Source organism: Halomonas sp. SH5A2, from assembly GCF_014263395.1.
Lineage (GTDB): Bacteria > Pseudomonadota > Gammaproteobacteria > Pseudomonadales > Halomonadaceae > Vreelandella.
This window is the reverse complement of sequence record NZ_CP058321.1, coordinates 399,899-420,827: the sequence shown is the minus strand read 5'-3', so window position 1 is coordinate 420,827 and position 20,929 is coordinate 399,899. Positions and strand designations below refer to the sequence as shown.

At 57.0% G+C, this 20,929-nt stretch carries 16 protein-coding genes; 3 read left to right on the top strand and 13 right to left on the bottom strand.

Going from position 1 to position 20,929, the window contains the following annotated elements; all coding sequences use genetic code 11:
* From tssH to tssB, 10 genes are read right to left on the bottom strand one after another with little or no spacing between them, the layout of a single operon-like run.
* Complete coding sequence (gene tssH / locus HXW73_RS02005) at positions 1 to 2,616, bottom strand: type VI secretion system ATPase TssH (protein WP_186254663.1); 2,616 nt, start codon at positions 2,614 to 2,616, stop codon at positions 1 to 3.
* Between the two features lie 8 nt (positions 2,617 to 2,624).
* On the bottom strand, positions 2,625 to 3,467 hold the full coding sequence (gene icmH / locus HXW73_RS02000) for a type IVB secretion system protein IcmH/DotU (protein ID WP_186254662.1): 843 nt from the start codon (positions 3,465 to 3,467) through the stop codon (positions 2,625 to 2,627).
* A gap of 3 nt (positions 3,468 to 3,470) precedes the next feature.
* Positions 3,471 to 4,805, bottom strand: a complete 1,335-nt coding sequence (gene tssK, locus HXW73_RS01995) for a type VI secretion system baseplate subunit TssK (protein WP_186254661.1) — start codon at positions 4,803 to 4,805, stop codon at positions 3,471 to 3,473.
* Positions 4,805 to 5,344 (bottom strand): type VI secretion system lipoprotein TssJ, encoded by a 540-nt coding sequence (gene tssJ / locus HXW73_RS01990; RefSeq protein WP_186254660.1) that lies wholly within the window; start codon positions 5,342 to 5,344, stop codon positions 4,805 to 4,807. The genes tssK and tssJ overlap by 1 nt, the downstream gene beginning before the upstream one ends.
* On the bottom strand, positions 5,341 to 6,717 hold the full coding sequence (gene tagH, locus HXW73_RS01985) for a type VI secretion system-associated FHA domain protein TagH (protein WP_186254659.1): 1,377 nt from the start codon (positions 6,715 to 6,717) through the stop codon (positions 5,341 to 5,343). Before tagH ends, tssJ begins: the two co-directional genes overlap by 4 nt.
* A gap of 3 nt (positions 6,718 to 6,720) precedes the next feature.
* Positions 6,721 to 7,743, bottom strand: coding sequence for a type VI secretion system baseplate subunit TssG (gene tssG / locus HXW73_RS01980; protein ID WP_186254658.1), 1,023 nt, complete (start codon positions 7,741 to 7,743; stop codon positions 6,721 to 6,723).
* Positions 7,707 to 9,470: a type VI secretion system baseplate subunit TssF gene (gene tssF, locus HXW73_RS01975; protein WP_186254657.1), complete on the bottom strand. Its 1,764-nt coding sequence runs from the start codon at positions 9,468 to 9,470 to the stop codon at positions 7,707 to 7,709. The genes tssG and tssF overlap by 37 nt, the downstream gene beginning before the upstream one ends.
* Before the next feature lie 17 nt (positions 9,471 to 9,487).
* Positions 9,488 to 9,919: a type VI secretion system baseplate subunit TssE gene (gene tssE, locus HXW73_RS01970; RefSeq protein WP_186254656.1), complete on the bottom strand. Its 432-nt coding sequence runs from the start codon at positions 9,917 to 9,919 to the stop codon at positions 9,488 to 9,490.
* Positions 9,920 to 9,935: 16 nt separating this feature from the next.
* On the bottom strand, positions 9,936 to 11,420 hold the full coding sequence (gene tssC, locus HXW73_RS01965; RefSeq protein WP_186254655.1) for a type VI secretion system contractile sheath large subunit: 1,485 nt from the start codon (positions 11,418 to 11,420) through the stop codon (positions 9,936 to 9,938).
* A 55-nt stretch (positions 11,421 to 11,475) separates the two neighbouring features.
* Entirely contained in the window at positions 11,476 to 11,985 is a 510-nt protein-coding gene (tssB, locus tag HXW73_RS01960; RefSeq protein WP_186254654.1) for a type VI secretion system contractile sheath small subunit, read from the bottom strand.
* Between the two features lie 566 nt (positions 11,986 to 12,551).
* Between tssB and HXW73_RS01955 the strand changes: the two genes are divergently transcribed.
* A complete protein-coding gene (locus tag HXW73_RS01955; RefSeq protein WP_186254653.1) occupies positions 12,552 to 13,070 on the top strand; it encodes an Hcp family type VI secretion system effector in 519 nt (172 codons plus the stop codon).
* 61 nt (positions 13,071 to 13,131) lie between these two features.
* On the opposite strand, the gene polA is transcribed toward HXW73_RS01955, so the two are convergent.
* Positions 13,132 to 15,897, bottom strand: a complete 2,766-nt coding sequence (polA, locus tag HXW73_RS01950) for a DNA polymerase I (protein ID WP_186254652.1) — start codon at positions 15,895 to 15,897, stop codon at positions 13,132 to 13,134.
* Positions 15,898 to 16,070: 173 nt separating this feature from the next.
* On the opposite strand from polA, the gene HXW73_RS01945 reads away from it, so the two are divergent.
* Positions 16,071 to 17,030 carry a homoserine kinase gene (locus tag HXW73_RS01945; RefSeq protein WP_186254651.1) on the top strand — a complete coding sequence of 320 codons (960 nt, stop codon included), beginning with the start codon at positions 16,071 to 16,073 and terminating at the stop codon, positions 17,028 to 17,030.
* Complete coding sequence (gene speA / locus HXW73_RS01940; RefSeq protein ID WP_186254650.1) at positions 17,027 to 18,943, top strand: biosynthetic arginine decarboxylase; 1,917 nt, start codon at positions 17,027 to 17,029, stop codon at positions 18,941 to 18,943. The genes HXW73_RS01945 and speA overlap by 4 nt, the downstream gene beginning before the upstream one ends.
* 76 nt (positions 18,944 to 19,019) lie before the next feature.
* On the opposite strand, the gene HXW73_RS01935 is transcribed toward speA, so the two are convergent.
* Positions 19,020 to 19,685, bottom strand: coding sequence for a fumarylacetoacetate hydrolase family protein (locus HXW73_RS01935; RefSeq protein WP_186254649.1), 666 nt, complete (start codon positions 19,683 to 19,685; stop codon positions 19,020 to 19,022).
* A gap of 92 nt (positions 19,686 to 19,777) precedes the next feature.
* Positions 19,778 to 20,764, bottom strand: coding sequence for an ectoine hydroxylase (gene thpD / locus HXW73_RS01930; RefSeq protein WP_186254648.1), 987 nt, complete (start codon positions 20,762 to 20,764; stop codon positions 19,778 to 19,780).
* Between the last annotated feature and the right edge of the window lie 165 nt (positions 20,765 to 20,929).

Here is a 20,929-nt window from a genome sequence, read left to right as displayed (position 1 = left end):
TCAGGCTACCTCAGCAGTGAAGCTGCCGTGGTCAGGGTCGACCCCCAACACAACGCTAGCCACGCTTTCACGGCGCGCCATCCGTTCAAGCAGTGCGCGGGAGAGCGGCGGTAACAACTCGCCATCGATCACCGACTCCAACATGCGCGCCCCATTTTCACTGCGCGTTGCCCGGGCGCAGATCGCCTCGACCAGCGCGTCATCCAGTGTCACGTCTGCCTGACGGTGGCGTTCGCGGATGCGCGCCGCCAGGGTGGCAAGCTTGGCATTGACGATAGTGCGGAGGGTATCGCCCTCTAGCGGTAAGTAAGTAACCACTTCCATACGTGCCAACAGGGCCGGCTTGAAGAAGTCGGCCAACTGCGGATAAAGCGCATCATCGAGTGCCGCGGGGTTATCGCGGTGAGCGACGATGGTTTCATAACCCAGGTTGGAAGTGAGGAAGAAAAGCACGTTCTTACAGTCGATCAAACGGCCTTCCCCATCCGCCAGCTCGCCTTTATCGAACGCCTGGTAAAACAGATTCAGCACATCGGGGTGGGCTTTTTCCACTTCGTCCAGCAGGACGACCGAATAAGGGCGCTGGCGAATCGCCTCTGTCAGTAGCCCACCTTCACCAAAACCGACATAACCGGGCGGCGAGCCAATAAGGCGGGAAACCGTGTGCTTCTCCTGGTACTCGGACATGTTGATCGTGGTAAGAAACTGGCGACCGCCATACAACTGGTCGGCGATCTGTACCACGGTTTCGGTCTTGCCTACCCCGCTTGGGCCAACGAGCAGGAAGGCACCCAGCGGCCGCCCAGGGCGACGCAGGTCGGCACGCGCGGTCAGTAGATGCCGGTGGATGCGCTCAATGGCGGCGTCTTGACCCTGAATCATGTCACTCAGGTAGGCGGGTAACGCGGTCAAACGCGTTAACTCATCGCTGGTCATCCGCTCAACCGGCACGCCGGTCCAGTCGCCAATCACCTGAGCAATTTGCGCTTCTTCAACGCTTGGATTGACCAGGGTAAAGGTCTGCTGCAGTTGGGCCAGCTGCTGTTCACGCGCCGTCAGCTCGGCGTGCAGGGAAGAGGCAAGCGGGTCTTCAGTATGACTGTCGTCATCGAGCAGTTGGCGGTGCAAGGCGACGATGGCATCGACACACTCCCGCTGCTCGCCCCAGGCCGCCTGCAGGGTGGCCAGTTCATCGTCAAGGTTGGCTAAACGCTCGTCGAGTTCCTGACGGCGCGATGCGTCGACGTCTCGGCCCAACAGCGCTTCACGGGCGAGCTGGTCACGTTCACGCAGCGTCGCGGTATGCTCACTTTGCAGATGGCTCAGCTTTCGCGGCGGTGTATCAAGCGTTTGCGCCAAGCGCGTGCAGGCGGTATCCAGCACGTCGATCGCCTTATCCGGCAGTTGCCGCCCGGCAAGATAGCGAGCGGACAGCGCCGCTGCCGCTCTTAGGCCACTGTCGCCAATCAGTACGCCGTGGGCCTGTTCATAGACATCCCGTAAGCCGCGCAGAATCACCAGGGCTTGATCGACGCTGGGCTCGGACAGCGTAACGGGCTGAAAGCGCCGCGAGAGCGCCGGGTCTTTTTCAAAGTATTTCTTGTATTCCCGCCAGGTAGTGGCGGCGATGGTGCGCAGCTCCCCTCGCGCCAGCGCGGGCTTGAGCAGGTTGGCCGCATCACCCCCGCCCTCCTGGTTACCAGCACCAATCAGGGTATGCGCTTCATCAATAAACAACAGCGTGGGGCGCGCTGCGTTCTTGACCTCGTCAATAACGGCTTTAAGTCGTTTTTCAAACTCACCTTTGACAGCCGCCCCCGCTTGCAGGGCCCCAAGGTCAAGCGTGAGCAGCTCGACATCGGCAAGCGCAGCGGGCACCTGGCCGGCCACAATGCGCGACGCGAGACCTTCAACGACAGCACTTTTGCCGACCCCTGCATCGCCAATCACGATGGGATTGTTTTTGCGTCGACGCCCCAGGATATCGAGCATCTGGTCGATCTCCGGGTCGCGCCCCAATACAGGGTCGAGCGTGCCTTGTCGCGCCTGCTCGGTGAGTGAGGTGGCGAAGCGGGCCAGCGCACTGTCGTCAGCATCGGCGGGCACTTGGCGTGCGTGCCCCGTTGCCTCGTCCTGAGGAGCTTCGGCTGAGTGCGCGGTTATCTGATCCAGGTGACGGCGCAGATTTTCCCGGTTGATGCCGGCCAGCAGTCTAACCACACCTGTTCCCAGATAACGCTCCGGGTTATGCAACAGCGCGGTAAATACAGCGCCGCTTCGCAGGGTTGGGTGCTGATACTCAGTGGAGGCAAGCAACCAGGCATCCTGAAGCAGCTCGACCAAAAGCGGTGAAAAGCTTGGCGTCGCCACGTCTACCTCGCGGGGCGGGCGTGTTTCTTCCGCCAATTGCGCGCGTAACGGTGCGACATCCATCTCCAGGTGTTCGCATATGGCGCGCACATCGCACAGAGGCTGGTCCAGCATGGCTTGCAACAAGTGCCCCACCGTCACTTCGGGCGCCTGCTGTTGCGCACACAGCAACGCGGCTTGCTCTAACCCTTGGCGAGCAATCGTATTAAGACGGCCAATCAGCGCTGGTAGCTCTACCCTGAGCATGGTTTCTCCTAACGGTAAAGTTGATTAAGTAGCGAAGTAATTTGTGCTTCCTGTTGGTCCAGCGACCAGGAAAAGCCCCAATAAACGCCGACCATGGCGATACCAAATAACGCAAAGATGCCCCAGGTAGGAAAATGCGATGAACGGCGTTGATGCCCCTCCACGACATTATCGAGGGGGTGGGTTAGCGCTTCTTCACCCGGTTCCTCGAGACTGTTTAATTGGTCACCCAAGGCCCTGACAATTTGCTCGTACTCCTCGCGACCGTGAGACATCACCCGGTAACGACCTTCGAAGCCAAGGCACAGGCACAGGTAAATGAACGCCAGCATGTCTCGGTAGCGTTGGGGTTCCTGCTGGAGGCGGGCAAGAATCGAAAACACTTTCTCACCGCCCCAGGTTTCGTTATGGAAGCGCGTCAACAGTGAGTGTTCGGCCCATTTACTTTGCCGCCCCCAGGGCATGCCCATCACGGCCTCGTCGATAAACGAACACAGCACGTAGCGATAGGCGAGCAGCGTGGCACGATCATAGCCCTGCTCGGTCAGCTCGATTTCAATGGCGGCGATTTCATCGACAACCTGACGGTAAAGGCGCTCAATATCGCCCGATTCATCCAGTTGCCGCACCCTGACCACCATGCCCAGCAGGCTGCTGGCCGCGTCAACCAACGGATTCAGGTTATGCCCGCGCAAGCGGAACCAATAATCCTCATCAGCATCAAGCTGCTCGGCGTGGCTATGAATCAAATGCTCCAAGCCGCGCTCGTTAATGAGATCCTCATGACGCACGCTGTCATTAGGTGCCTGGGAACGGCTCAAGCTGTGCGAATCGGTGGCAAGCTGCTGCATGGTTTAACTCCTGATAGCCCAGAACTGCATTTCCAGCCCTGGAAATTCACCGGCGACGTGAAACGCAAAGCCGCTGGCACCGTTGAGCATGCCCCACGCCTCGCTTTGGCGATCGAGCTGGAAATAGCTATAGCCAGCGTGATAAGGCAGTTCGCGGGGAGCCACCGGTAACGGCTCAAGCGGAATACCGGGTAGCTGAAGGCTGATGAGATCGCGGATACGCTCGACGCTCGCCACCTTGGTTTGCTGTAAAAACAGCTTGCGTAGCCGTTCATTGGGCATGTCGGCGCGCACGGCGAGAATGAATTCCGCAGATTCGATCAGGCTAAGGTCAGACAGCGGCGCCACTTGCAGGCCATAGCGTCGTGTCTGCAGCTGGATAGCCACGGCACGAGGTTCGAGCACTGTCGACAGCGCCTGGCGAAGCATTTTCATCAACGGATGAAAGGCCCCTTCGGGATGATCGTGGTCGTAGGCGGGGCACTCTGGGGGCAGCCGGGATTCGTCGGTGAAGGTGACAAGCTCACAGGCCACTTCATGCATGGTGTCGTAAAGTCGCTCAGGGTGCAGTTGACCCAGACGAGCGAGGTGCTGAAAACGCGGCTGGGCGCGGTTAAGCAATTGCAGCAACATAAAGTCGGAGACATCAGCGACGCCCGCCTGGTGCGGCGTTGACAGGCGCTGGGCAATGTTACGCGCGCGTTCACGCATCAACCCGGCCATCTCGCCCACAAAGCGCTGCAACCCAGGTGCTGCCTGCACGTTGAGTAGCGTTGGCAAGAATTGCTCATCAAGCACCAGGCTGCCGTCAGGGCGACGCTCAACAATGCGCGCAACGGCGAGGCAGGCGTAACCGCTACGGTCATCGCGCTCGAGCAGCAGGCGGGGCGACACCCGAGCGACATTGATATCGGTGGACACGCCCTCCTGCGAGTGAAGATCGCGCACGCTGCGCGACAATAACCGGTAGCGCGCCGGCAAGTTGTCTTCAGGCCAACGCACTTCGCCAATGCCATCGGTTGCCAGCGGCAAGCCAAGGTACACAATCTGGTTGGTAATACTGGCATCGCTGATTTCCAGCGGCGCGGGCTCAACGTCATCGTCTGGCAGATGAAACGCCACGCCGTCGGGCATGACGCCACTTGCCCGACTGATGGCGATGCGGCCAAAACTGAGAAATTCATTATTGAGTTCCAGCGAGAGAAAGCCGTATAGATAGTGGCTTACCCCTTTTAAGCGCGTATCCAACGCCCCTTCCAGGCTGCGCTGCTGTTGCTGGAAGTGCTGAGGCTTAATGAATAAGCCCTCGCTCCAAACCACACGGTTCCGGCTGGCCATTATCCCTCCTTCCTTAACTCAACTTCGCTGTCACGGAGGTGAACCAGCAGATGATAGTGCTCGCCACGGCTTTTCACTTTGACGACTTTCTTCCATTCCGCCTCATTAGGAGAGGCGTAAAACGCAATCAGCCCGATATAGCGAGTGTTTTCATCAACCTCGAAGGGCGCGTAGAACTTCCATTGCTCTGGCAGCAACGTAAAGTCATCGTGGGCTAGGTAATTCGTTCCCAGGGTTTCTTCCAGGTCGTTTTCCAACTGACCTAAATCCGCTGCCATTAGCATTGAATCATCTTTTAACTGCAGGACTTGAAAGCGAAGCGGTGTCCCCTCGCCTTCCACGTTAGGGTTTACGTCGGGTTCCGCCAGCATGCTGAGGTCAATCTTGGTAGGCTGATCACCGGGATAACCGACCGGGATGTCGGGGTCCTTCATGACCTGCCAGGCTTTACTGGTGGCTTCCCGTGTCGACGCGCAGCTTGTCAGCAGCAAGGTGAGGCAAAGCAGTCCGGCAAGCCTTGCGATACCGGGCGCAATCATGCGTCCTCCCGCTGCTGACGACGCACAGACTGGTCATAGGCTTGCTCGAACACTTCCCAAAACAGCTTTTGAAACCCTTGCTGCCGATCAGAATTCAGTTCGCGGTAATAGTGGTCATACATTTCCCACGCCCAGCCGCTTTCGTTATCGATACGGTTTCCGGCGCCGCGATAGGCATGAAAGCGTTTAAGCAGCGCTTCGGGGGAAAAGGCGTCCAAAATGGCGCTCAATGCGTGGCCAATGGCATCTTCGACCGCCGCTTGATGCTGGCCCTGGTGGCGCAAACTCTCGGCCACGGCTTCCGGTGCTGACAGGTGCACAGGGCTGCGTGACGCTGACAGCATGGTTTCAGCCGTTTCCTCGAATGACTGACCCAAGCGCAGCGGATTGTCTTCGATCGGTTGCAGGCGCCGATCACGCAGTGGGTACTTACTGTCATTTTGGGTCTGTTGTAATACCCGCAGCCCGTCGATGGCGGCACGCAGGGTTTGGCCCGCTTCTTCTAAGAAGGCTTGTTGTTCTTCACTGTCCCGAAAAGGCAGGTCAATACCCAATCCCCGCAGTAATGGGTCAGCACCAACATGGCTTAGCGAGCGAGTCGTTGGCTTTTGCCAACGGTCTTCCAATTGCTCACCCACCGAGCGTTCCAGGTCGTCTAATTGCCGCTCATCCATGTCATTGCTCCTGTGCGTTTTTTGGCCGTTAAGAGAGGGTATGTCTGGCAGGCTCACCGCTTCGTGACGGCGTTCTTGCTGAGCCCATTGCTGATATTCATGGCGCTGGGAAACAGGCAGGGTATCGACCGATTCCAACATGGCCGGTCCGGGAACGTCGTCCTCCAGTGCCACCATCGGGTCGTGCTGCAGCGACCCGGGGATGACGCCGCCCAGCGCTTCGATAGGGTCTTCGCGTTGCGGTTGCTCGCGCCCGGGACCGTGGCTTCCCACCGGCGACGCATGCCCATGGACGGTGACGTCTTCGTGCTCCTCGTCAACCAGGGTGGCGAGGGAGTGCGCGCCAGGCTGCCATGACTGACGATCGCCAAGATGCACTTTCAAGCGGTACTCGCCGATCAGCAGCTCGTCTCCATCACGCAGCGCTACCTTCCGGCCACGCCCCAAGGGCAAGGTCGAACGGTTGATGAAGGTTTGCCCACTGCTATCGATGAGGCAGAACTTTCCGTCAATTTTGGTGATGTCGGCGTGACCGGGCCGGATACGCCATCTATGGTCTTGCAGCAGCCAGTTATCGTGCGCGCCACTGCCCAAGGTGCCACCGTCACCACGGAAAACGAAGCTGCTCGTCGAGCGCCCTTCGAGCGCTTCACTATTGATGACCACCAAGGTGATGGCATCGGTCTGAATGGCATACATGGCTTAACTCGTCATTTGGATGCGCACGCGGCGGCGACTTGGATTATCACCGCTCTCTGGGTCGACAAAGGTGGTCCAGCCAAGCTGGCACGAACCACCATCTCCCAGACGCATGGGTTTAACGGCGCTTGGCAACAGTTCAAGTTCAAGGTCATAGGCCAACGGCTCACGCAGCACAAAACTCACCAGCGTTTTCAAAGGATGATGCTCCTCACCATCAGGCAAAAAGTCTCTGAAACGAGATAGGCTCAAGCCCCGCAAGCACAGCGCGAACTTGCCCTTGACGTCGGCAACACGCTCCCCGGCCACCACGTCCTCGCCCAAGGTCATACCGGCAAGGCCCGCGCGGCTTCGTTGGTCGGGGGGGATGTCGACCCAACGCAACACCCACTCATCGATCTCTACCTGATCCAGGTCAAAACAGTGACCGACAATGCCGCATACCACGTCGGGAGCGCGCGAGCGGCCTGCCAGCAGCCCTGCGTAGGCCAGCATCTTGCTCCAGTTGATCGGCGTCTCGCCGCGCAGATCACCGTCGGCCAGTCCCACCAACGCAAAAATTGCCGCTGAAAACCCGTCCTTGGCATCATTCTGGTAACGCACGTAGTGGCGGTATTTGCGCCAATTACGGTGCATCAGCGTCAGCAGGCGATGATTAAAAAAATCCAGAAAATCGCCCGCAGCCCCTTCCTGGTGTGCTGACTCATGGGCCAACGCTTCAAGGTAATAGCTGGGGAGCGGTGACTGGGCGCCCTGCAACCCCAGAAAGCTGACCTTCATCTCGTACTGGCCACTTTCGTTCATCGCCAAGGTCAGCACATCGCTACCGGGGAAGCCCAATGAAGCCGATGCCTTGAAGCGCACGCGCTGCAGTGAGGGCATGCTACCGCCAGGCCCCTGCTCTAAATCATCGCCATGATGACGGTGCAGGAGCTCAACCAACTGGAAAAACTCGTAACGTCTCGCCTCTTTGATGAGAGGCGTCAGCGCTACATCAGGGGCTGCTGCCCCGCCTGTAAACTCCATGTGTAGCGCTCTTGGTTATGTCGATTAACAACATGCAACTCATGAAACGAGTTGATGCTGGCGTAAAGAGAGAAAAACCGCGCCAGCACACTGCCAAACAGATACAAGCTGCCTTCGTCGCCAAAGGCGTCCTGGTCCAACGTCATCACTGAGCGAAGGCCACGTATGGGCATGCCTTTGCGCAATCGATCAACTGACTGTGTTTCGATATCCACGATGCCGGCCCATCTTTTTTGCGCAATGCGCTCGGCTTGACGATCGACAAGTGCGCGAAAGTCATATGCTCGCAGCACCGAACACAGGGCATCACGCTCCAGTAACGAGAGGTAGTTGAGTGACAGGTTGGAGATCAGCATCCAGAGCAGCCCATCATCCAATGCGGGGCGCAGCACAGGCGTTGGCTGGGTGATATTGCGAAAATCGGCATAGGCCGGGCTGTTCTCAGTCGGCACGCAAACATCGCCCACCGTCAGTTGCTCTGGCAATTCACGATTGCTGCACGTCAACTGCAATGAGATTGTTTCCCGGCTTTCAAGGTGTGCCTGCTCGTCGCCGCGCATAAAGGCAATATCGTGGTCAAAGCCATCGCTGCGCAGGCTGTCACGCACTCGCAACCGGTAATAGAGGGCTTCGCGCCCCCGGTCGCGCTCTATTTGATGCTGAAAACTTTCAAAGGGAACGTAGCGCCGGGGCTCACCCTGTCGGTCTGCTTCTGCTCGCCCTACCCAACCGTGAACATTGTCCACACTGAACACCTCGTAATGCGACGGTGAGCGTGTACTGGGCCGCAGGCGATACTCGCTACGCTCTCCACTCAGGTCGATCGGCTCGGCATCGTGGCTGAACAAGTTAATCGCGGGCGTGCAATAAAGCGCCAGGTGTTCATCCTGAACCCGCACATCCGTCGGCAGGGTGCGCGAAAACTCAAAGCGCAACGTGACCCTTTCCGCGGGTCTTGACGGTAAGTACTGGTTCAGCCTTGTGACATCGAAGAAGTGAAACGCTTCGGGAAAGCAAAGGTACTCTTGTAAAATTCGGTAGCCCTGGTGCACATTACGGGGGTAAGGCAATAGTGCTTGATCGCGCTCAAAACCTACCGCTTGAAGCGCATCGGTGGGCAGGGATTGCTGCCAGCCATCAACGTCCAGCTCGACGCTGGTCAGGTAATGGTTAAGCCATAGATACAACGTTCTTGCCGTATAGGCATCGCCGCCCAGATGCAGTCGCAGCGACTCAATCCCCATGGCGTCCATCGGCTGGTCGCTATGCACATCCATCGCCAGCTCGACCACCGAGGCTTCACGGGTATGGCGCGCGCTCACACCACTATGAGCAAGCGGGTATAGCGTTACGTCGTGACAGGTGCGGAACAAACAGGCGGTATTTTCTACGGGCGTGCTGGCCAGTGATGTACCTCTTGCAACGGGCTGCTGATGGCTTATCGCATGCCACGCCGGGGTAAATTGCACGACCGTCATGCTGGGTACGGGCCGCAGGTAGTTCGGCCACAACATGCTGATAAGCGAATGGGTGAGCTCAGGAAACTCGTCTTCCACTTTCTCACGCATACGACCGGTTAAAAAGGCAAACCCTTCCAGCAGGCGCTCGACATCCGGGTCGGTACTACGTTCGGACAGAAAACGACTCAGGCCGGGATTTGCTTCCGCAAACTCCCGCCCCTGACGCTTCAGAAAGTTGAGTTCATCTCGATAATAGCGATTGAGCATGCGAGCCCCTCAGCCCATCAGTTGAGACACTGATAACGCTTGTTGTTAAGCAACAGATCGATGGTGGTATGGGCATTCGACTTCCCAAGCGCAACGGTGGCATGGACTTGAAAACGCAGTTGCAATGGATCGCCTGCACTGGGTAACGACTCAACATCCACGCGCTGCACCCGCGGCTCAAAGTGCTCAATGCACTGCCGAATCGCTTGTTGAACGCTGAGCTCCAGATCGAGCACGCCGATCGTGGCATCGTTAAAATCCAGCAGCCCCAATTCCGGCGCGCAGGTGCAGTTCCCCGGATGACTGTTCAGCAACTCCACCAGATGTCGCTTGATCGACTCAACGACCTCCTCAAGCCGACCGTCTTCTTCTTGCCTCACCGGTTGATGAGGTGCAGCCAGGCGCTCGAACAAGCGAGTGCCTAATAGCCCATTGCTGTTAGCCGCCATCGACCTGCCGTCCCTATTATTCCTTGTCGAGACGCCCGACGAGTGATAGCTCGAAGTTAGCTCCCATGTATTTAAAATGCGGCCGAACCGCCATTGAGACCTGATACCAGCCAGGATCGCCCTCTACATCTGATACCTGAATAGAGGCCGCACGGAGGGGGCGTCGACTACGCACATCAGCGGGCGGGTTCTCTTGGTCAGCGACGTATTGGCGAATCCAGGTGTTAAGCTCACGCTCAAGATCCTGACGCTCTTTCCAGGAACCAATCTGCTCGCGCTGAAGCACCTTCACGTAGTGCGCCAAGCGGTTGATAATGAACATGTAGGGCAGCTGAGTGCCTAACTTGAAGTTGGTTTCTGCCGCTTTGCCTTCGGCGGTATTGGGGAATACCTTGGGCTTTTGCACAGAATTCGCCGAGAAGAAAGCTGCGTTGTCGCTACCTTTTCGCATGGTCAGCGAGATAAAGCCCTCTTCGGCCATTTCAAATTCACGCCGATCCGTGATCAGCACTTCCGTGGGGATTTTGGCCTGCAGTTGACCAAATGCCTCATAGGTGTGGACCGGCAGGTTTTCGACGGCTCCTCCACTTTGCGGGCCGATGATATTGGGACACCAACGGTATTTAGCGAAGCTGTCAGTCAAACGTTCGGCGAGCAGGTACGCGGTATTGCCCCACAGATAATGATCATGGTCTTCACTTACCGTTTCCCGGTAATTAAATGTTTTAACAGGGTTTTCGACGGGATCGTAAGGCGTACGCAACAGGAAGCGTGGCGCTGTCAACCCTAGGTACCGCGCATCCTCAGACTCACGCAAGCTGCGCCAGCGCGCATATTTGGGGCCTTCGAAGATGGCTTTGAAATCTTTGATGTTCGGCAATTCTTCAAAGCTTTCAATACCGAAGAATGACGGCGCTACCGATGACATAAAGGGGGCGTGCGCCATGGCGCCCACCGCTGCGGTGTGCTGCAGCAACTTCATGTCAGGGGTAGAAGGCGAAAAATCGTAATGCCCGATAATTCCCGCTACCGGCTCGCCACCAAACTGGCCATAACCGGCGTTGTAAACATGGTGATAGAGGCCGCTCTGGCTGATTTCGGGCGCGAACTCGAAGTCTTCCAGTAGCTCTTGCTTGGTGGCGTGCAACACATCAAGCTTAATGTTTTCACGAAAGTCAGTCCGATCAACAAGCAGCTTCAGGCCGCGCCACGCCGATTCCAACTGCTGGAACCCAGGCTCATGCAAAATTTCATCGACTTGATGGCTGATCTTGCGATCCAGCTCCACGATCATGTTATCGACCAGCGACTTATTGACACTGGGTGTTGCTTCACTGCCTTTAAGCAACTCTGATATGAACGCTGCAACTCCCTGCTTGGCGACGTCGTACCCCTCATCGGCTGGCGCCATACGCGTCTGGGCCATTACCTGATCAAGAAGCGAAACGTCCTCTGATTCCGTCTCTGCCGTCGTTGTCTGCTGCTTTGCTGTTTTACTCATCATTTCGCCCTGAATTCGCTGAAACGCACGCTTGAAAAATCCACCTGACTAAGCGCTACCCACCCTTGCCCTGGGTATCCAGCAACGCCAGCTCATCCAGCAGTTGCTGTCGGGCCTCGTCGCTTTCCAACAACTTTTGCAAGCGATCACGAAAGGCGGGAACATTGCCCAGCGGCCCTTTCAAGGCCACCAGGGCTTCGCGCAACTCGACCAGTTGGCGCAATTCTGGCACCTGCTTGGCGATCGAATCAGGGGAGAAATCGCTGAGCGACTTGAAGGACAGGTCCACCGCCATGTCGCCTGACTCTTCGCTGTCTTCAGCGAGGCGGTTAGGCACAGACGCCTGCAAGGTAAGCCCGGCCTCGCGCATGACCGACTGAAAGTTGTTTTTATCAACAGAAACGGCTTGACGCTCTTCTATCGGCGCTTCTTCCTCTTCGCCTTTAAAATCGCCCACAACCAGCAGCTTAAGCGGCAACTCAGTTTCCGCCTGCTGATCACCAGTCGCCGGTACATATTTGATATTGATGCGCTCTTTTGGCGCGACGGTGCCTTGTTTAGCCATGGTGGTTCGCTCTGTCCCGGAGCCTAGCAAAAGGCTTCCTACAACTATGAATGGTTATCAATCCCGGGAATGTAGCGAATTCAACAACTGCCCGCCAACCTGGACACTTAGCAACTATGAGCCACCCTTGCCTAGCAGGATTACAAACTTTGATTACTTTTCTTGAATTTCGACGCTTTTAGCCTCCAATTTTGTTTCAAAAAACCAAGCCCAAACCTCCATGTAGGAAATATCTTACAAACGAATCGTCAATCTCTTATAAAAATGAACTGCTTTTTCTTACAAACCAACTTATCTTTTATCGCGAAAAGGCCAATCTCATCGCTAATGTGAAATAAACAACACAACAAAAAAAAGCACCCAAAAGGCCGGGCAAGATACCGCCACAAGGGGCAAAACTTTGCTTAAAGTCAGGCAATAAATTGCCTAATTTAAAATAGTTATATGAAAAATTAAAAATAAGTTTCTGAAATAAAATAAAAATATAGTTTAGGCATGATAGTTGCTGAATTATAAAACCCACACTGGGTGTTTTTCTTTCATTTATTCCGTCAAGGAGCAGACTTATGCCAACCCCATGTTATATCAGCATCGAAGGGCAGTCTCAGGGCAACATTACAGCAGGCGCATTCACCCCCGACTCGGTAGGCAATATTTATGTCGAGGGTCACGAAGATGAAATGCTGGTTCAGGAATTCAAGCATGTGGTAACGGTTCCCACCGACCCACAATCAGGGCAGCCTTCAGGGCAACGTGCGCATAAACCTTTTGTGTTTACCGTGGCTCTGAATAAAGCCGTACCGCTGATGTATAACGCGCTGGCATCTGGCGAAATGCTGCCAAAAGTGGAACTGAAGTGGTACCGCACGTCGGTAGAAGGCAAGCAAGAGCACTTCTTTACTACGGCGCTAACCGACGCCACCATAGTTGATATCAACCTGCGCATGCCGCACGCCCAAGACGTCACCAAATCTGAGTTTACTCAGTTGATGGACGTATCCCTGTCTTACCGCAAGATTGATTGGGAGCACACAGTCGCGGGCACATCAGGCTCTGACGACTGGCGCGCACCTGTCGAGAGTTAATCTCTTCACCCTGCGTCGCCTTTGAAGGCGACGCAGGGGTTCATATCGAAGCTCACCCGCCTCAGTGAGCCTCATCCCAGTTGTTACCGCTTTCGGCTTCCACAATGAGTGGCACACTCAGTTTGGCGGCGCCCTGCATGCGCGTCTGCACCTCTTCAATGAAGGTATTTACCTGGCCTTCGGCGACTTCAAACACCAGTTCGTCGTGCACCTGCATGACCATCAGCGCATCAAACTTCCCTTCTGCCAGCCAGGCATCCACATCGATCATCGCCTGCTTGATGATATCCGCCGCGGTGCCCTGCATGGGCGCGTTAATCGCGGTGCGCTCGGCCCCCTGCCGACGGTTACGGTTTTGCGAGTGAATCTCCGGTAAATAGAGGCGGCGCCCTCTTACGGTCTCCACGTAGCCGTCTTCTGCTGCCTGGGAGCGAATCCTGTCCATATAACGGGCGACGCCTGGGTAGCGGTCAAAATAGCGATCAATGTAGGTTTGTGCCTGATTGCGCTCAATATGCAGCTGGCGCGACAGGCCCCAGGCACTCATGCCGTAGATCAAGCCGAAGTTGATGGCCTTGGCGCTGCGCCGCTGGTCGGCGGACACCTTCTCCAGTGACGTGCCAAACACCTCTGCCGCTGTCGACGTGTGAATATCGCGGCCTTCTGCAAACGCTTCCAACAAGCCTTTGTCTTCCGACAGGTGCGCCATGATGCGCAGCTCGATCTGCGAGTAGTCGGCCGCGACAATACGGTAGCCGGGGCGGGCCACAAACGCCTGACGGATTTTGCGCCCTTCTTCGGTGCGGATGGGGATATTCTGCAGATTGGGATCGGACGATGACAGCCGCCCCGTGGCCGTGACGGCCTGGTGGTAGCTGGTGTGTACGCGCCCGGTGGCTTTGTTCAAAAGACGCGGCAGCTTATCGGTATAGGTGGACTTCAACTTAGCAAGCCCACGGTGTTGCATAATCACCTTAGGTAGCGGGTAATCCAGCGCCAGCTCTTCAAGCACCGCTTCGGCCGTAGAGGGCGCGCCCTTGGGGGTTTTCTTGATCACCGGGATCTTCTGTTCTTCAAACAGGATCTGCCCCAATTGCTTGGGCGAGCCCAGGTTGAACTCGCGGCCCGCCAGTTCATACGCCTGGCTTTCCAGTTCGCGAATACGCGACTCAAGCTGCTGGCTGTGCTCATGCAGTCGCTCCGCGTCCAAGGCCACGCCGTTACGCTCGATGCGCGACAGCACGCTGATCAACGGCAGCTCCAGATGATCCAGCACCTCGGAGAGGCGCCCTTCGCGTTCTACCTGGGGACGCAAGGTTTCCTGCAGCCGCAGGGTAATATCCACGTCTTCACAGGCGTACGGCGCCGCCTGCTCCAGAGCGATCTGGTTGAAGGTCAGCTGCTTGGCACCCTTTCCGGCGATGTCTTCAAACGAAATAGTGCTTTCACCCAGATACTTCAGCGCCAGGGAGTCCATATCGTGTCGCGTGGCGGTGGAGTTGAGCACGTAGGAGGCCAGCATGGTATCGGCCAGCGGCCCCGCCACGGCAATCTCATAGTTGGCCAGCACGGAAATATCGTACTTGAGGTTCTGGCCAATCTTGGTTTTCTGGGCGTCTTCCAACAGCGGTTTAAGTGCGGCCAACACCGCTTTGCGGTCAAGCTGCGCCGGGGCATCCAGGTAGTTGTGAGCCACCGGAATATAGGCGGCTTCACCGGCCTCAAGCGCCAGACCAATGCCGACGATTTCGGCGTCCATGTAGTTGAGACTGGTGGTTTCCAGGTCGAAGCAGAAGCGCTCAGCGCTGTTCAAACGCTTAAGCCAAGCATCAAACTCACCCTGCTCGACAATTACATGGTCACGGCGCTCGCTGGGCGTGGCAGGGCTATCGTCGGCGGCGCTGGCGGGCGCGGGCTCGCCGCCCTTGACGTCATCAACGCCCTCGTCGTGGCCTTCAAGAAGCTCACCCAGCCACTGCTTGAACTCCATCTCTTTGTAGAGCTCTACCAGCGCTTCGCGGTCGGGGTGCGCGATATCCAGATCGTCCAGCCCCACCGGCAAGTCACAGTCGACCTTGATGGTGGCGAGTTGGTAAGAGAGAAACGCTTGCTCACGGTGCTCTTCCAGCTTTTTGGGTAGTGTTTTGGCACCCCGGAATGACAAGGTTTTAACCCGCTCCAAATCCCCGTAAATGGTATCCAATCCACCGCTCATCCCCTGCAGCAAGCCAATGGCGGTTTTTTCGCCAACTCCAGGCACGCCGGGAATGTTATCGACCTTGTCGCCCATCAAGGCGAGAAAATCGATGACCAAGGCGGGCGGTAGACCAAATTTCTGCTCAACGCCTGCCTCATCCAGCGTCTCATCCTTCATGGTGTTGACCAGCGTGATGTGGGCATTGACCAGTTGCGCCATGTCCTTATCACCGGTAGAAATTACCGCGTCGCGCCCTGCCTGGGTAGCGTGGTGCGCCAGGGTGCCAATTACATCGTCGGCTTCAACGCCTTCAATACATAACAGCGGCAGGCCGAGGGCTTTCACGCACTCGTGCAGCGGCTTGACCTGACTGCGCAGGTCGTCGGGCATCGGCGGGCGATGGGCCTTGTAGTCGCTGTACAGGTCATCGCGAAAGGTCTTACCCGGCGCATCAAACACGACGGCCATGGGGCTTTCGGGATAATCTTTTATCAGCCGCTTGAGCATGTTCAACACCCCCTTCACGGCGCCCGTAGGCTGGCCGTTGGAGGTGGTTAGCGGCGGCAGCGCATGAAACGCGCGGTACAGGTAAGAGGAGCCATCGACAAGCACGATCGGAGCACGGGCCATAACCAAATTCCATTGTTGGCAAACAGTAAGATATCTGCTTGCCATGATACGCGTTCAGCGCCCACGCTGCAGACCCAAGATGGTGGGATGGTGTTATTCAACATGACACAACGCTGCCAACTGACGCATCAAGCCGCTACAATAATGGGCTTAGCAACCTGGGCGAGATTCTCATGGCTGTATTCACTCCGCTTAGCGACGCACAGGTCGCTATGTTTTTAGAAAAATTTGATGTTGGCAGCTTCGTTTCCCTGCAGGGCGTCGCGGCGGGCACGGAAAATTCAACCTTCTTTGTGACCACAGACCGCCGCGAGCTGGTGTTAACCCTGTTTGAACAGGGCGAGCATGCCGAGCTGCCGTTTTTTGTCGAGTTATTGGATTATCTGGATGAGCACCGCCTGCCTGTGCCCGGCACGGTGCATGACCGCGAAGGTATCTCGCTACACAGCCTGGCCGGTAAGCCCGCGCTGCTGTTTCCGCGTTTGCGGGGACGTCACCCAGAGGCGCCCAACCTCACTCAATGCCGAGCGCTGGGCGATACCCTTGGGCGTATGCACGTGGTGTCAAAACACTTCCATGGGCACCGCCCCAACCCGAGAGACCTGCATTGGCTGCATGCCATGCATCACAGGGTGTTGTCCTACCTGAGCTCTGACGACCAGACGCTGATGAAAGACGAGGTCGATGACTTCGAAAGCGCCTTCGCGCAGTATGATGAGCTACCCCAGGGCGCACTTCATGGCGACTTGTTCCGCGACAACACGCTGTTTGAAGGCGATGAGCTTCGCGGCATTATCGACTTTTACAATGGCTGCACCGGTGACTTGCTGTTTGACCTCGCCATTGTGATAAACGATTGGGCGTCCAACGACGACGGTACGCTGAACAGCGAACGCTATGCGGCGCTCTTGAGCGCTTATCAGGCCCGCCGTCCGTTAACGGCGGATGAGCAAGCACTATGGCCAACCATGCTGCGCATGACGGCGCTGCGTTACTGGCTCTCACGCCTGCTGGTGGTTTATGTGGACCCGCCCGCCCACAACTTGACTCCCCACGACCCCGACCGTTTCCGCACCATCCTGAAAGCGCGTATCGCCCATGGTGCATTACCACTGCCCGAGGCATCTTCATGAGCGAAGCGTCCACCACCCGTTCAGCCCAGCGTGCTCGTCGCACCTGGAACATTGACCAGTGGGGGAGTGGCTACTTCGACGTGGATGACCAGGGCCAGGCATTGGTGCGGCCTTTAGGCAATGCTACTGAGGGGCCAGCACTGCCGCTGAGCGGCCTCGTGCGCCAACTTCAGAAAACCGGATTACGCCTGCCGGTACTGGTGCGCTTTAGCGATATTCTGCATGACCGCGTCGAGCAGCTATGCGGCGCCTTTGACGTTGCCATGCACGACCTTGACTACCAGGGTGGCTACACGGCGGTTTACCCCATCAAAGTCAACCAGCAGCGACGCGTGGTGGAAGAGATTCTGGCTACCGCCGAGCGTGGCAATGGCCGTGTCGGGCTGGAAGCCGGCAGCAAGCCTGAGCTGCTGGCGGTGCTTGCCCTCTCGGAGGGCGGCTCTTCGCTGATTGTTTGCAACGGCTATAAAGATCGCGAGTACATCCGCCTGGCACTGCTGGGTGAGAAACTCGGCCACCGGGTTTACCTGGTGGTAGAAAAACTTTCGGAGCTTGACGTCATTCTTGAAGAGGCCCGAGAACTGGACGTGACGCCGCGTATCGGCCTGCGCGCCCGGCTTGCCTCCGTCGGCAAAGGCAAATGGCAAAATACCGGCGGCGAAAAATCCAAGTTTGGCCTTACGGCCAGCCAGATCCTGACCGTCGTTGAGACACTGCGTGCCCAGGAGGCCCTCAATAGCCTGCAGCTTGTGCACTTCCACCTAGGCTCCCAGATTGCCAATATCCGCGATATTCAGCGCGGCCTGCGCGAGTGCGCCCGCTTCTATCAAAACCTGATTACGCTCGGCGCCCCGATTGATACCGTCGATGTAGGCGGTGGCCTGGGTATCGATTATGAAGGCACCCGCTCGCGCAGCGACTGCTCGGCCAACTATTCGATGCGCGAGTATGCGCGCAATGTGGTCAGCGCCTTTGCCCAACTGTGCCAGGACACCAACATGGCTCAGCCGCACTTGATCAGCGAATCCGGCCGAGCACTCACGGCCCATCATGCCGTGCTAATTACCAACGTGATTGGTGACGAACGTATCGACGACACGCCGCCCGAACGTTCACAGCAGAATGACCTGCAAGTGGCCGCGTTATGGCGCGTCTTTGAGCAGTTGGCAGAACCCCAGGAGCCTCGCGTACTGGTCGAAGCGTGGCATGATTTGTTCCAGGCAGTCAGCGAATTACAGGACCGCTTCGTGCTGGGGCTCAGTGATATCAATGCCCGCGCCGAAGGTGAGCGCCTGTATATGGCCGCGTGCGCCAGACTGCGCAGCCAGTTGGATACGCGCAACCGAGCGCACCGCGACATCATGGATGAGCTCGCGGAGAAGCTGGCCGATAAGCTGTTCGTCAATTTCTCGCTGTTCCAGTCAGTGCCCGACGTCTGGGGCATCGAGCAGATTTTCCCGGTACTGCCGTTAAGCGGGCTGGACCAGCCCCCGACGCGCCGAGCGATTATCCAGGACATCACCTGCGATTCCGACGGCCGCATCGATAACTACGTGGATGGCCAGGGTGTTGAAAGTACCTTGCCAATTCCCGAGTGGGCAACCGAGGATGAGCGCTGGCTGGGCTTTTTCCTGGTGGGGGCTTATCAGGAAATTCTCGGTGATTTGCACAACTTATTCGGCGATACCGACTCGGTGGATGCGGCCCTTGGCCCCGACGGCGAGTGGCAGCTTTCCAATGCCCAGGCCGGCGATACGGTGGCGGAGGTACTCGCCTACGTGAACTTCGATGCCCGGGTATTGAAGCAAAAGCTCACCGAACAACTTGCCACCAGTGGTTTTTCCGCCAGCGAGCAGACGCGCTTTGCCGCCAGTCTGAGCGACGGGCTGGAAGGCTACACCTACCTGGAATAGCACTGGCTTAGGCTTACCCTGCCTTTTTCAAAACAAAGGCCACCGACACTGTCGGTGGCCTTTTGCTCTCGACGGCTCACTCAACCACGCTGGTGGTGATATCCAAACCGCCAGTCAGTGTCATGCGCAGCGTGGACCCCCGCTGGAGCTCCCCTACCCCTGAAGGCGTCCCGGTCAAAATGACGTCTCCCGCTTCCAGGGTGAAGTGACGGCTCATCTCCGCGACCAGAGTGGGGATGGTGAAAATCATATCGGCCCCCTCACCGTGCTGGCGTTCCTCGCCGTCAATTTCCAGTTTGAACGCCAGCGCGTTCCAGTTCGGTTCGCGGCTTAACGGTAGAAACGGCGAAAGCGGGCAGGCACCGTCAAAAGCCTTGGCAATCTCCCAGGGATGCCCTTTCTCTTTCAGTTCGGTTTGAACATCGCGCAGCGTTAAATCGAGCGCCAGGCCCAGTCCGGTAATCGCCGCACTGGCTTCATCCGGCGTTGCATCGCTGATGGTTTTCCCGACTAACAGGGCCAATTCAATCTCGTAGTGAACCTCACCACGATGGAAGGGAGGTGACAATGGCTGCTGGAGATCCACGACGCTGGTCGCCGGTTTGATAAACAGCAATGGCTGGCTGGGAACCGGATTATCCAGCTCTTTAGCATGATCGGCATAGTTGCGCCCAACACATACAACCTTGCCCAGCTCGTGGGAAAACGCTTGACCATCGGTAAATTGAGGAACAAAACGCATGATGGGGTGACTCCTTATGATGCACACACAGTAACAAGCGCACCAGTCTACCCCACCCATGCGATTGTTCCACACCTGAGTGGGTACCGGGTTTACTCTGTTAACGACTGGGCGTCGTCATCAGGTTCGTGGGCAAGAAAGCCAGGACGCTGTGCTGGCGCTGCATAAGGCTCGCGGCAGCGGTTATCGGGGCGGTTAAACACAAAAAAAACGTTGCTGCGCGGATCCGGCGACAAGTTGGCATTGGAAGCATGCAGAGTGTTGCAGTCGAACAGCAACAGGCCGCCCGCCTTGCCTTTGGGCGCTTCAATGCCATGTTCGGCGACCAGCTCCGTCAGTGCCTTCTCGCTTGGTACGCCGACTTCCTGAGCCTTCAGCGAGCGTTTGTGGTTGTCCTTGGGCGTTTCCCCCAAGCACGGCACAAACTTCTTGTGCGACCCAGGAATCAGCATCAAGGGGCCGTTAAATTCGTGGTTATCCGTCAGGATCAGCGATGCACTGACGGCATGCATATTGGGCATGCCGTCTTCAGCGTGCCAGGTTTCAAAATCCGAGTGCCAGTTAAAGCCTTTACCGGCAAACCCCGGCTTATAATTGATACGCGATTGATGCACATAAGGGTCGGCGCCGATAAGTTGCCGCGCAGCGCCCGCCAGGCACTCATACTGGGCGAGTTCACCCATGCGCTGCGAAAGAAGATGCACAGCAAACAGCGAACGGATTTCCTGACTTTCCGGTTCGGTAACGCTATACGGTTTATCCCGATAGGCATCATGATTCATTAGCGCCCGCAACTCCCGACGCAGCTCATCGAGCTCTGAACCGGTGATCAGGTCAGGGATAAACAGAAACCCGTTGCGTTCGAACTCGTCGAGTTGCGCCTGGCTGAGAGGGCCAGTCAAGTGTCCGCCTTTTACCACTGCCTCCTGACGTGGTCGCCAGAGTGACGCTGGCGCGTCAGCCAGCCGCGATGGATAGGGGTCCTTGACCATCGAAAGCTGCGCAGACGGCATATCCGTCATTTCGCTATATTGCTTGCGTGTGTTAACTACATTGAGAGGTGTTTTGCTGACTGTCATCTAATCCACTCCTTGTATGATTAAATTTCAGATCAAATTCGGGTTACTCATCTTGCAGTGCACAAGGTAGACAATCTCAGATTCCCTGCAAGCCGTGCATGCGCACCCCGTAACATGGGTTACGTGAAAAAAATTCACTCTTTTGCGCCTGTATATCCAGAGAGG

Bases quoted from the DNA above. Each gene is read 5' to 3' on its own strand.
- tssE (WP_186254656.1), bottom strand. From the start codon at position 9,919: ATGGCGGCTAACAGCAATGGGCTATTAGGCACTCGCTTGTTCGAGCGC.
- HXW73_RS01935 (WP_186254649.1), bottom strand. From the start codon at position 19,685: ATGCGTTTTGTTCCTCAATTTACCGATGGTCAAGCGTTTTCCCACGAG.
- tssF (WP_186254657.1), bottom strand. From the start codon at position 9,470: ATGCTCAATCGCTATTATCGAGATGAACTCAACTTTCTGAAGCGTCAG.
- tssG (WP_186254658.1), bottom strand. From the start codon at position 7,743: ATGGAGTTTACAGGCGGGGCAGCAGCCCCTGATGTAGCGCTGACGCCT.
- speA (WP_186254650.1), top strand. From the start codon at position 17,027: ATGAGCGAAGCGTCCACCACCCGTTCAGCCCAGCGTGCTCGTCGCACC.
- polA (WP_186254652.1), bottom strand. From the start codon at position 15,897: ATGGCCCGTGCTCCGATCGTGCTTGTCGATGGCTCCTCTTACCTGTAC.
- tagH (WP_186254659.1), bottom strand. From the start codon at position 6,717: ATGTATGCCATTCAGACCGATGCCATCACCTTGGTGGTCATCAATAGT.
- tssC (WP_186254655.1), bottom strand. From the start codon at position 11,420: ATGAGTAAAACAGCAAAGCAGCAGACAACGACGGCAGAGACGGAATCA.
- icmH (WP_186254662.1), bottom strand. From the start codon at position 3,467: ATGCAGCAGCTTGCCACCGATTCGCACAGCTTGAGCCGTTCCCAGGCA.
- tssK (WP_186254661.1), bottom strand. From the start codon at position 4,805: ATGGCCAGCCGGAACCGTGTGGTTTGGAGCGAGGGCTTATTCATTAAG.
- HXW73_RS01955 (WP_186254653.1), top strand. From the start codon at position 12,552: ATGCCAACCCCATGTTATATCAGCATCGAAGGGCAGTCTCAGGGCAAC.
- thpD (WP_186254648.1), bottom strand. From the start codon at position 20,764: ATGACAGTCAGCAAAACACCTCTCAATGTAGTTAACACACGCAAGCAA.
- HXW73_RS01945 (WP_186254651.1), top strand. From the start codon at position 16,071: ATGGCTGTATTCACTCCGCTTAGCGACGCACAGGTCGCTATGTTTTTA.
- tssJ (WP_186254660.1), bottom strand. From the start codon at position 5,344: ATGATTGCGCCCGGTATCGCAAGGCTTGCCGGACTGCTTTGCCTCACC.
- tssB (WP_186254654.1), bottom strand. From the start codon at position 11,985: ATGGCTAAACAAGGCACCGTCGCGCCAAAAGAGCGCATCAATATCAAA.
- tssH (WP_186254663.1), bottom strand. From the start codon at position 2,616: ATGCTCAGGGTAGAGCTACCAGCGCTGATTGGCCGTCTTAATACGATT.